This window comes from Rosenbergiella gaditana (assembly GCF_018494065.1).
Classification (GTDB): domain Bacteria; phylum Pseudomonadota; class Gammaproteobacteria; order Enterobacterales; family Enterobacteriaceae; genus Rosenbergiella; species Rosenbergiella gaditana.
Window position 1 is genome coordinate 61,874 of record NZ_JABBFR010000013.1, and the last position, 12,052, is coordinate 73,925.

Here is a 12,052-nt window from a genome sequence, read left to right on the forward strand (position 1 = left end):
GTGCAGTATGTGAAACGCGCGTGGCATGGGAGAGGTAGAGTGACTGCGATATTAATGGCGCAATGAACAACAGTAAGATCGACAGTACGGCAAGTACTGCGGCAAGTCGATATTTTACGGGTGTCAGGAACATGAGCGCTATCTATTTTTAAAACCTTGGGGCGAGAGTATAAACTGCCCCGAGGCGAGGACGTTAATAATTAGTGTGCTGATTTATCATAACGAGACAATTTATCTAAATATCCCATCACAAATGCAGAGAAAACAAAGGTAACGTGTAACACGACATACCAGAGTATTTTGGTGTTATCGATGGTGCGTATCTCCATAAAGATACGTAATAGATGAATTGAAGAGATCGCAACAATCGACGCAGCGACCTTATTTTTCAGCGAGCCGGCATCCATTTTTCCTAACCAACTCAATTTCTCTTTGCTTTCATCGATATCCAGCCGAGAAATAAAGTTTTCGTACCCAGACAACATCACCATGATCAGTAATCCGCCCACCAGCGACATATCAATCAGGGAGAGAAGTAATAAGATGAGGTCATTTTCACTTACAGTAAATAGCTCAGGTAAGACGTGAATCACTTCTTGGAAAAATTTTACCGTCAACGCCAGCAGCCCAATTGATAAGCCAAAATAGACAGGTGCCAAGATCCAGCGGGTGGCATACATTAAATTTTCTACAAAACGTTCCATAATAATCCGAGCAAGAAAAAAGACGTGTGGGCCAGTATAGCAAACCGCGCGTGTAAACTGACCCACAAATCTTATTCAATCACTCATCAACTCCAACAAATCCGCCGGTTTGACGCTGCCATAAGCGGGCATATATTCCTTGCTGCGCCAAGAGCTGTTGGTGCGTTCCCTGTTCAGCAATCTGCCCTTGATGTAACACAATAAGCCTATCCATGCGTGCAATAGTTGAAAGACGATGCGCGATAGCAATAACGGTTTTCCCACTCATTAACGATTCTAAACTCTGTTGAATCGCCGCTTCTACTTCGGAATCTAAGGCTGACGTGGCTTCATCCATAATCAATATCGGTGCATTTTTCAATAGCACACGGGCGATAGCAATACGTTGACGCTGTCCACCGGATAATTTAACCCCACGCTCGCCCACTTGCGCATCCAGACCGACACGCCCTTCGTTATCAGAGAGTTGGGGAATAAACTCGTCAGCACGAGCGCCAGTGATTGCCGCCGCAAGCTCTTCTTCCGTTGCATTAGGGCGACCGTACAACAGGTTATCGCGAATAGAACGATGCAGCAGTGAGGTATCTTGAGTGATCATCCCTATTTGACTGCGTAAACTGTCTTGGGTGACCTGGGCGATATTTTGCTTATCGATATTAATGACACCCTGGTCCACATCATACATTCGCAGTAAGAGGTTCACGAGGGTCGATTTACCCGCTCCCGAGGAGCCAATTAAGCCAATTTTTTCGCCAGGCTGAATGGTCAAATTGAGGTCATCAATAATGGTTCTCTCTTTCGAATAGCCGAAGCGTACGTGGTCAAAAATGATCTGCCCTTGCGTGACCGTTAATTGCTTCGCATGAGGAACATCTTGCACGCTGAGAGGTTGAGATACCGTTTTCATCCCATCTTGGACAGTACCGATATTATCGAAAATACCATTGACCACCCACATGATCCAACCGGACATATTCACTAACCTGATGACCAGCCCCGTCGCTAACGCAATAGCTCCTACAGAGATCAACGATTGGCTCCAAAGCCATAACGCCAGTCCCGTTGTCGTCACAATCAGTGCGCCGTTCATTGTAGAAAGCGTAACGTCCATTGCCGTAATCATTCTTCCGGCTAATTGCGTTTTTTCCGTCTGATCTCGTAAGGTTTCGCGTGCATTCTGCTCTTCAAGCGCACTGTGAGCAAAAAGTTTTAGGGTAGCAATGTTGGTATAACCATCAACAATAAACCCCATTAATTTAGAGCGAGCTTCCGAAGAGACAACCGAACGTTGTTTTACTCTTGGCACAAAATAGCGCAGTGCAGCGACATAGATAATCATCCAAACAATTAATGGAATCATCAATTTCCAGTCCGTCTCTGCAAAGAGAACCAGAGAGGTCACGGCATAAATGACGACGTGCCAAATGGCATCCACAAGCTGCACCGCAGAGTCTCGTACTGAGTTACCCGTTTGCATAATTCGTTGTGCAATACGCCCGGCAAAATCCCCTTGGAAAAAGGACAGACTTTGGCGCAACACGTAGCGATGATTTTGCCAACGGATCATGCTGGTCATCCGCGGGTTAATGGTTTGATGAATAAGTAAATCATGTAACCAAATCATCACCGGACGGATCACCAAGGCAACTGCCCCCATCCACAACAGAATACGCCAATGTTCACGGAATATCGTCGCAGGCTGACTGTGATTCACTAAATCGATGATAGTGCTTAAGTAGCTGAAGAGGGCGACTTCAATGAGCGCACCAAGAAAACCGACGACGAGCAATCCGGCAAAACAAGGCCAAACCTGCCGTAGGTAGTAAAGGTAGAAAGCACCAATAGCCTTAGGTGGCTCCGCACTCGGTGCCTCGCGAAAAATATCAATTAATCGTTCAAAACGCTCAGAAACCATAACTATATCGACTCTACGCAGTGCATGAATTGATAAGTTTACTGTAAAATCATCCGAACTTCCGCCCTAAGCAAAGATTATCCGGGTATTTACCTGTCTGTAGCGGGACTCAGCGCGAAATCCGTGAGCTTGGATAGGAATAGATAAGCGTTTCTACTTCTCTGTGTAAGAAGCTGTCCACTTATCTGAAACACTCCATTGGCAATAGTGGTCAGTTAATGATCACTGGTATCGTTTTATCTTTCCACGATGTTTTATCGAAAGAACGGCCATAGATAAGCTGTAAGTTTGCTGTCCCTGCTTGCTGGGCAATAAAGGTGAAAGTTTGCGTTCCTGAACAGCCTACCGCACCTTTAGGACAATCTGTATTTTGTTGATAGTCACTCGCAACAAAAATTAATTCTTGAGGAAGTTGTCTAATCATCCACTGATAACCCGTAGTGGGATTACTCTCGACAACTACTCGGACGATCTTTCCTTTCTCACCTTGAAGTGGAGGTACGGTATCGGCGGCGAATAGGGGTAACGATGAAAGCATAATGGCTCCTGCAAGCAGCGGGGTGATTATTTTCATACAGTATTCCTTAAAGTATTAGTCGTGAGTACCTTTAGTTTAGTAAGCCTAGGTGTTCAACTAGAATCGATGTACCAATACCAATAAGCACGATACCCCCTAAGATTTCAGCCCATTTACCAAGCACCGGACCGATAAATCGCCCAATAAGCATGCCGGTGGTTGCCATAATAGTGGTACTAATACCAATGGTTAATGCTGTCAGTACAATATTGACCTGTAGGAAGGCTAACCCGACGCCAACCGCTAATGCATCAAGACTTGTCGCGACAGCCGTCAAGGCTAAAACCATAAAACCATGACGTTCCGGTTGGCAAATCTCCTCGTCATTGCGATGACGTAATCCACCGACGACCATGCGCCCGCCGAGTACGGTCAGCAATACAAATGCTATCCAGTGATCCCAGGCCATCACATATTTACTTGCCGCAATACCGAGCGCCCATCCGAGTAAGGGGGTTAATGTTTCAATCACTCCAAAAATCAGTCCAGTGCGTAATGCCTCTTTGAAGGTGACTTTTTTCAGTACAGCGCCCTTTCCTAACGCGGCAGCAAAAGCATCCATCGACATGCCCAAAGCAAGAATAAGTGTTGTCAGTATGTTCATAATAATCTGAATAACTATACAAAGTAACAGTGATATTCCCTCAAGGGGAATTCGTCATGGGCAGGAGTCTACCACGCAAAGACGCAAATAAAAAAGCAATAAAATCATGTAGTTAAGTATAGCAAAGGCTATAACTCTTACCCTAATACATAAACGAGGCGCAAGCCGAGGATATTCTTGGTAAAATTATTTTTTGTAATATGATTGGTTGAAATTACGTTCGACTCGAAGAAAACTATGAGTGCCTTATGAAAAACCCGCTTGAAACACTGTTTATTCCCGCTGGAATCTTGTTGCTAGGCTTCCTGTCTGCGTTATTATTACCCGCCCCCACTTTCGGTATTGGCTTAGCACAATCCGTTATGAAGTGGTTTCATCTCATGGATCTTAATCAGCTCTATACCATCGTTTTCGCCTTATGGTTTCTCTTTCTAGGAACCGTGGAATACCTATTGATACGTTTTGTATGGCGACATTTTATCTCCCGCGCATCATGATTAAAAAGTGATAATTTTAACAGTTAGTTAACTGTTATTTGACATAAACTAATTTTTATCGAAACGATAATTTATATTCATAACTATCATTGAGTTATAGAGATAAAATCTTATTATTAGTAGTCAAAGAAATAATAGCAGTAGTTTGAATAATACTAGCAAACTATTACCATAATACTCTGAATTGAATGATAAAAATTTCTTAAAAAATAATTTTTATACGATTTCCACTAAGGCATTTTCTTTAAAAACACTTCAAATCGGATGTTTAAATTGAACGGGGAAATGTTATATTTATCGGCATCTTACCGAGTGCTTCATTTACTGTCACCACGCTGTAAGCCGATAAGCGTCTTACAGAAGAGGATATTGCCTCATGTCGAAATCACCACTACACCTACCACTCTCTATGAGTGCGAGCCATGCTATGACTGCTAACCTACCCGAATCCGCCCCCCTTGATATGTTATTGATTGGCGCCGGAATTATGAGCGCAACACTGGGAACCTTCCTGCAAGAAGTTGAACCGACTTGGCGTTTAGAGATGGTAGAGCGCCTACCGGGCGTTGCTGAAGAGTCTTCAAATGGTTGGAATAATGCTGGGACTGGCCACTCGGCTTTGGCTGAGTTGAACTATACACCACAACGTGCAGATGGCTCGATTGATATCTCTAAAGCGATTTCGATTAATGAAGCTTTTATGGTTTCTCGTCAGTTCTGGGCTTCATTAGTCGAGCAAGGCCGCCTAGGTAAACCGAATAGTTTTATCAATACCACGCCACATATGAGCTTTGTGTGGGGTGATGACAATGTCAATTTCCTAAGAAAACGCGCAGAAAGTTTACGTAATAGTTGCTTATTCCGTGGTATGGCATTTTCTGATGAAGTCGAAACGATCCAACAGTGGGCCCCACTGATTATGAAAGGGCGTCGACCAGGGGAAAAAGTCGCGGCCACGCACTCTGCTTTTGGTACTGATGTTAATTTCGGCGAGCTGACTAAGCAACTTATTGAAAGTTTAAGCCAACATGACAACTTTACGTTATCACTTCGCCAAGAAGTCCGGACGATGACTCGTTTAGAGAATGGCTTGTGGCAAGTGACGCTACAAAACCTGATGAATAATACTTCGCGAACGGTTACCGCAAAGCATATCTTTATCGGCGCCGGCGGTGGCGCGCTGCCACTCCTACAGAAAACAGGGATTGAAGAAGCGAAAAAATTTGCGGGCTTTCCAGTAGGCGGCTCTTTTTTAGTGACCGAAAACCAAACATTAGTGCAACAGCATTTAGCCAAAGTCTATGGTAAAGCCAGTGTTGGGGCGCCACCAATGTCGGTTCCTCACGTGGATACCCGAGTGCTCGAGGGTAAACAAGTGCTGCTCTTTGGGCCCTTTGCCACATTTTCCACGAAGTTTCTTAAACAAGGCTCTTTGCTCGATATGTTTGGTTCAATGACGCCAAACAATATCGTGCCAATGATGCAAGTCGGCGCACGTAACTTCAGCTTAGTGAAATATCTTATCGGGCAAGTTCTATTAACTGACAAAGACCGTCTTGAAGCGCTGCGTGAATATGTTCCTCACGCAAAGGCTGAAGATTGGCGCTTAGTCGTGGCGGGTCAACGTGTACAAGTCATTGAAAACGACGCCAGCAAAGGGGGAACCCTAAAACTGGGTACTGAGATTATCACCTCGCAGGATGGGACTATTTCGGCACTGTTAGGGGCTTCACCCGGTGCGTCAACCGCAGCTCAAGCGATGCTTGATGTGATGGGAAGGATTTTTAAAGATGAAATCGCTTCGGCAAGCTGGCAACAAAAGATTAAGCAACTGATCCCCTACTGGAAAACGGCGCTGAATGATGATGAGCAAGCCACTGAGCAGGTATTGAAACATACTAGCGAAGTACTTGGGCTGGCCTATCCAGCCCCTGATAACGATCAAGTCACCGTCAACCTAACCCCTTTACCTGCAGTCGAGGGTGAGCCCCTCTCTGTATGACCGATAATGGCCTGCTTTACGCAGGCCATCTACCTTATGCCATGATCACTTCCACCAGCATCCAACTGGCTGTCATGACTAGAGTCAGAGCCATCACGCTATTAAATACCCAGCGCTTACTGGCATCTTGTAGCAAGCCACTCATCTTATCTCCCAACATCGCCCAAATAATGACGCAAGGTAGTGTCATCAGACCATAGCTTAACAACATCCAACTCAGTGGAACGTCTGCTGCGTAGACCAGCGCAACGTTCAAACACATCAGCCATGCTTTAGGATTTACCGCTTGAAACAAGACAGCCCCAAGAAAACTCATCGGTGTTGAGGCTTGTGTGAGTTGGGGTGCTGCTGAGCGAAAAATTTTCCATGCAAGCCAAAAGAGGTATCCACTCCCCAATAGCGTCAGCGGTATACGGATCATTGCCATCCAGTGTAATAGTTGCTCAAAGGCTAAAATAGAAAATAACAGCTGAACTAAACAGCCGGCAATGATCCCTAGGACCATGGGTAAGGTTTTTTTCAAACCATAGTTAACCCCAGAGGTCGCCAACATCACATTATTTGGACCGGGTGTGACCGACATGACTACGACATAACTGATGTAAGAGGGATCAAGCATGATGAATGTCCTGCGAAAAAGTATAAGCCCATGCTACAGCAGGGGTAGAAGGGGTAACAGAGACAAAAAAGGTTTATTGTAATGAGTACAATTTTAGTTATAGTAAATTGTACCCATTAAATGAGTGACTAGGTGTATCCATGACAGAAGTAACGACTCGCTATCAGCAACTTGCCGATGAATTTGCAACCTTAATTCATCAAGGAAAGATCAAGGCAGGCCAGAGGCTTCCAGCCATTAGACGCGTAGCAGAAACGCATCAAGTTAGCGTTAATACGGTACTTTCAGCATGGCAGCGTCTAGAAAACCGAGGATTGGTCGAAGCAAGACCCCAATCAGGATTTTACGTGCGTAGTGTCTTAGCTGAGGTCGCCACCTCTGCCCCAAGACAATTAAAGCCTCGCGAGTTAGGTCGGGAAAAAATGGCATTAATTGAAGCGGCTTTCTCCGCTCAGCGTAATCCCGCTTACACGAATATTTCGCTCGCCTGTCCACAGCATGAAGATTTTTTCCCCACCGCCAAACTAACAAAAATTGCCGCCTCCCTATTACGTAGAAAGCCTGAAATAATTTCCAAGTATGCGTTACCCAATAATGGGGAACCTCTGCGCGAGCAAATTGCGAAGCGTGCCCTCTACTCAGGCCTGTCGCTTTCCGCGGAAGAAATCATTATCACCCACGGCTGTTCAGAAGCGATTCAATTAGCCTTAAGAGTAATCACTTCTCCTGGGGATTGTATTGGCGTCGAGAGTCCTACCTACTTTTTCCTTTTTCCGTTATTAGCTGAGCTCGGTTTGAAAGCAGTCGAGATCCCAACCGATCCACGAAAAGGGATCAAGATGGATGTTCTTGAATTGATGCTAAAAGAGAAACGGATCTCAGCATTAGTCACTATCCCTACGGTCCACAACCCATTGGGTTTTACAACCTCTGTCGCGGATAAAAAAAGACTCGCGCAGCTAGCACAACACTATCAGTTGCCGATTATTGAAGATGGGATTTATAGCGAATTACAATTTCACACTCCAGAGTCACCAGCGGTTAAGAGCTTCGATAAAGAAGGTTGGGTGATTTATTGCACCAGCTTTACCAAGACCTTGGCTCCGGACTTCCGTATTGGTTGGATGATGGCAGGTCGTTTTCATGAAGCCATCTCTCGCCTGAAAGGCCTCAGTACACTAGGCGAATCGGCTCTATTAACCTCAACCTTAGCTGAGTTCTTGGCTAATGGCGGATATGATCATCATCTGCGTTCACTGCGTAGACGCTATGGCAGCAACATGGACAAAGTCAGAGATATGATTTCACGTTATTTTCCGGAGGGGACACAAGCGACACGGCCAATGGGAGGATTCGTTTTCTGGGCTGAACTGCCGGGAAAAATTAATACTGTTGATTTATTTGAACAGTTATTGAATGAGCGTATTTGTGTTACACCCGGGGCCCTTTATTCGCTCAGCGATCACTATCATCATGCGTTACGCTTATCATGCTGCTATCCTTTTGATGAGCGCTACCGCTATGCACTGCGTCGTACTGGTGAACTGGCTTGCGAAATTACGGGGATCCCGGCTCAAGACTTTCAAACGACAAGTTCAGTGACCCTCACCGAAGGTAACAGTGAACCATAAGCTATACTGTAGTAAATAATGCCCTTATCGCCCTAACCACAATGATGGAATTTTTATGGTTGAGACAAAAAATAATTCAAAGAAGGATAACGAGGATCAAGAAGCGTCGATCATTCCCATTAAAACGGGAAATGCCTCGGTGGATCATTCTATTAAGCAAGCCTCACGCTTCTATATTTGGTTTACTTCCCTCAAACCAGTGGCCCATTTTTTACGCGCTATTGAGCGTTTTAACGATCGCTTAGGGAGCCAATTCGGTGCCGCAATTACCTATTTTTCCTTTCTTTCGTTAATTCCTATATTGATGGTCTCCTTTGCGGCACTCGGGTTTGTCCTTGCCTCAAACCAAGCGTTACTTTCAGCGTTAATTGATAAAATCGTCAACAGTATTAGTGATCCAACCTTAACCTCAACGCTAAAAAATACTGTTAATACTGCTATTCAACAGCGTACTACTGTGGGAATAACTGGATTATTACTGGCTCTTTATTCGGGGATTAGCTGGGTCGGTAACTTACGCGAAGCCATTCGCGCGCAATCCCGCGACGTGTGGGAACGGGCCCCGAAAGATCAGGAAAAAGTGTGGCATAAATATTTACGCGATTTTGTCTCGTTAACCGGATTAGTGATTGCGTTAGTGATCTCCATTTCCCTGAACTCAATTGCAGGATCCGCACAATCTACATTGATCAGTGTCTTAGGATTAGATCATATCAGTTGGTTACGCCCCCTGATTACTGTCAGTGCTCTATGTATATCAATAGGGTGTAACTACCTTATATTTCTATGGATTTTCTGGATCCTTCCACGCCATAAGCCCCATAAAAAGGCCCTTTTCCGTGGCACGCTATTGGCTGCGATAGGTTTTGAGTTGATTAAGTTTATTATGACCTTCACCTTACCTAAATTAGCCTCTTCTCCTTCAGGTGCAGCATTTGGTTCAGTGTTGGGATTAATGGCCTTTTTCTATTTCTTCGCCCGATTAACACTGTTTTGTGCTGCGTGGATAGCCACTGCGACGCCCCCTTCTTCTGATGAAGAGAAAAAAGCGTCAATAACTCACTAATATTCCGTTAGGCTAAATGAAATTAACTATTTTTTTTAGCCTATTTTTAGTCTATCCCACCAGCTTCGACTCCATTAGACCATGACTTCGTTTGAATAATGCCGCATTACTGCGATTATTCGCTATCAAGCTGATAGACCTGCACGTGGGTTAATTGAACCATGAAGCATGGCTGCGTAATATGATTTTTCGATGTAACAAAAATAAGAAAATGGAATTATGCAAACTACAGAAACTTTGGCTGAACACGTTCAGCAAGCCCCCCCTTTGAATCCACGTAATAAAGTCATCATCGCTTCTTTAGTCGGCACGGCAATTGAGTTTTTCGATTTTTATATCTATGCCACGGCAGCGGTCATTGTTTTTCCCCATATATTTTTCCCACAAGTTGACCCAACGGTTGCAACCTTACAATCATTGGCGACCTTTGCCATTGCCTTTGTAGCACGTCCTATTGGCTCAGCACTCTTTGGACATTTTGGTGATAAAGTCGGCCGTAAAGCAACATTGGTCGCCTCGTTAGTCACGATGGGCATCTCCACCGTCATCATTGGTTTGCTTCCTAGCTACCAAACTATCGGCGTTGTTGCACCACTACTCCTTGCCTTAGCCCGTTTTGGTCAAGGCTTAGGGCTAGGAGGAGAATGGGGGGGCGCTGCATTACTCGCAACGGAGAACGCACCGGCAAAAAAACGGGCGTTGTATGGGTCATTCCCACAATTGGGCGCACCGATCGGCTTCTTCTTTGCCAATGGCACTTTTTTATTGCTCTCGTGGCTGCTCACTGACCAACAATTTATGCAGTGGGGATGGCGTGTTCCCTTTATCTTGTCTGCTGTGCTCGTCATTGTTGGCCTTTATGTTCGAGTATCGTTACATGAAAGCCCAGTCTTTACCCAAGCGAAACAATCACAGCAGCACGTTGGCCTGCCAATTGGAACCTTGTTCAAAAAACACTTTCGGGCGATGGTATTAGGCACTTTTATTATGCTGGCGACCTATACCCTGTTTTATATCATGACTGTTTATTCAATGAGTTACGGAACCGCCCCTGCCCCGCTAGGCTTAGGTTTTTCTAGAAATAGTTTCTTATGGATGTTGATGGTGGCCGTGATCGGATTCGGCGTCGCGATCCCTATCGCCGGGATCTTGGCGGATCGCTTTGGTCGTCGCCCTACAATGATCACTATTACCTTATTGATCATTGTATTCTCTTTACTCTTTCCGACTATATTGGCCAGCGGCTCACAGTGGTTGGTGATGGTATTTCTGACTGTTGGATTGACGATTATGGGCTTAACTTTCGGTCCAATGGGAGCTTTGTTACCCGAACTCTTCCCTACCGAGGTTCGCTATACCGGCGCATCGTTCTCTTATAATTTAGCGTCTATATTGGGTGCTTCTGTCGCGCCGTATATTGCCACATGGTTAAATGCCAAGTGGGGGCTATTCGCTGTTGGCCTCTACCTTGCTTCCATGGCTGTACTGACGTTAATCGCGCTGATCATCAGTAAAGAGACACGACATACGACGCTCTATCCGCACCGTTCTTAACACCCTCCCCCCAGTACGGGGGGATATATCATCAGTAAAAAGGCACCTTCAAAAATGTTTTTTTTGAAAGTGCCTCCTGTAAGGGGTTAGTATCAGGTTGCTCCCCCCTCAAGTCATTACATCTACTGTTGATGTGCTTATTCCGTTTTCTCCTTATCGCGTACATGAGCAACTATTGCAGGTTATTCTGTAATAACTAGTTCTTTGAATCGCTAATGTTCCCCAAACCAAAACCTCGAATTTAATAACAAGTTTGTCATAGACCTGATATGACAACGTCCGGTAGCCGTATTTAAAATGCAAGCGTACCATCCGGATAATCGAGAATCATGATTTTTCATTGGCAACGTGTGTATTTTCTTCATTCGGATCATCCAGTTCAGACTGTGATTCATCTACTGTACGGTGGCGGTTTTTAGGGTATTGAAGTACTTTAGCAAAGCGTCGGTTAAAGTCCTGAATAAAGGTTTCAAGCCAGACATTTGCTTCTTCAATACCAGTAATGTTCTCGAGCCGCATTTCCTTTATTAGCCGGTCCTGAAGTGTCTGGTTAGCACTCTCAGCACGGTCAGTAGCATCCAGCATTTTGATGCATGGCCTTCAACCAGTCGTGGTGAGAGCCATCAATCTGAACAAGCTCACCAAGGCAATCACGTCGGTAACGTGGTTGATAGACCCAGGGTTTACGCCGCGAATGCGAAACCCCGAGCCCCTCAGCAGTCATCCATTTTCTGAGCGTTTCCACTGAGAGACGAATAGTATGGCGTTCGCTGACATGGTTGACATTATATTTTCTATAGTGCTGTATAGAATGCAGACGATAACGCAGATCACATTCCTAAATGTTATTTTCCGTGAATAAGTAAAAAGGAATCGTTATCTA

Annotated in this window: 10 protein-coding genes and 1 pseudogene; 5 read left to right on the forward strand and 6 right to left on the reverse strand. The window is 44.9% G+C overall.

What is annotated here, in order from left to right; all coding sequences use genetic code 11:
- Positions 1-200: 200 nt before the first annotated feature.
- The 4 genes from HH682_RS10605 to mntP all read right to left on the reverse strand — a co-directional run bounded on the left by HH682_RS10605 (position 201) and on the right by mntP (position 3,800).
- Positions 201-704, reverse strand: a complete 504-nt coding sequence (locus HH682_RS10605; RefSeq protein WP_214237527.1) for a TIGR00645 family protein — start codon at positions 702-704, stop codon at positions 201-203.
- Between the two features lie 79 nt (positions 705-783).
- Complete coding sequence (locus HH682_RS10610) at positions 784-2,619, reverse strand: ABC transporter ATP-binding protein (RefSeq protein WP_214237528.1); 1,836 nt, start codon at positions 2,617-2,619, stop codon at positions 784-786.
- Positions 2,620-2,830: 211 nt separating this feature from the next.
- On the reverse strand, positions 2,831-3,193 hold the full coding sequence (locus tag HH682_RS10615) for a protease inhibitor I42 family protein (RefSeq protein WP_214237529.1): 363 nt from the start codon (positions 3,191-3,193) through the stop codon (positions 2,831-2,833).
- A 34-nt stretch (positions 3,194-3,227) separates the two neighbouring features.
- The gene (gene mntP, locus HH682_RS10620; protein WP_214237530.1) at positions 3,228-3,800 is read right to left on the reverse strand and encodes a manganese efflux pump MntP; all 573 of its coding nucleotides are present in this window, start codon (positions 3,798-3,800) and stop codon (positions 3,228-3,230) included.
- A 248-nt stretch (positions 3,801-4,048) separates the two neighbouring features.
- On the opposite strand from mntP, the gene HH682_RS10625 reads away from it, so the two are divergent.
- Positions 4,049-4,297 carry a DUF1158 family protein gene (locus HH682_RS10625; RefSeq protein WP_214237531.1) on the forward strand — a complete coding sequence of 83 codons (249 nt, stop codon included), beginning with the start codon at positions 4,049-4,051 and terminating at the stop codon, positions 4,295-4,297.
- 376 nt (positions 4,298-4,673) lie between these two features.
- Positions 4,674-6,299, forward strand: coding sequence for a malate dehydrogenase (quinone) (gene mqo, locus HH682_RS10630; protein ID WP_214237532.1), 1,626 nt, complete (start codon positions 4,674-4,676; stop codon positions 6,297-6,299).
- A gap of 34 nt (positions 6,300-6,333) precedes the next feature.
- Here mqo and HH682_RS10635 read toward each other — a convergent pair whose 3' ends face one another.
- On the reverse strand, positions 6,334-6,918 hold the full coding sequence (locus tag HH682_RS10635) for a LysE family translocator (RefSeq protein ID WP_214237533.1): 585 nt from the start codon (positions 6,916-6,918) through the stop codon (positions 6,334-6,336).
- A 140-nt stretch (positions 6,919-7,058) separates the two neighbouring features.
- On the opposite strand from HH682_RS10635, the gene HH682_RS10640 reads away from it, so the two are divergent.
- The 3 genes from HH682_RS10640 to HH682_RS10650 all read left to right on the forward strand — a co-directional run bounded on the left by HH682_RS10640 (position 7,059) and on the right by HH682_RS10650 (position 11,169).
- Positions 7,059-8,549 (forward strand): aminotransferase-like domain-containing protein, encoded by a 1,491-nt coding sequence (locus HH682_RS10640; protein WP_214237534.1) that lies wholly within the window; start codon positions 7,059-7,061, stop codon positions 8,547-8,549.
- 55 nt (positions 8,550-8,604) lie between these two features.
- Entirely contained in the window at positions 8,605-9,615 is a 1,011-nt protein-coding gene (gene yhjD / locus HH682_RS10645; protein WP_214237535.1) for an inner membrane protein YhjD, read from the forward strand.
- A 219-nt stretch (positions 9,616-9,834) separates the two neighbouring features.
- Positions 9,835-11,169 (forward strand): MFS transporter, encoded by a 1,335-nt coding sequence (locus HH682_RS10650; protein WP_214237536.1) that lies wholly within the window; start codon positions 9,835-9,837, stop codon positions 11,167-11,169.
- Positions 11,170-11,418: 249 nt separating this feature from the next.
- On the opposite strand, the pseudogene HH682_RS15835 reads toward HH682_RS10650, so the two are convergent.
- Positions 11,419-11,938 (reverse strand): annotated as a pseudogene (locus HH682_RS15835) (transposase family protein); the annotation flags it as partial.
- Between the last annotated feature and the right edge of the window lie 114 nt (positions 11,939-12,052).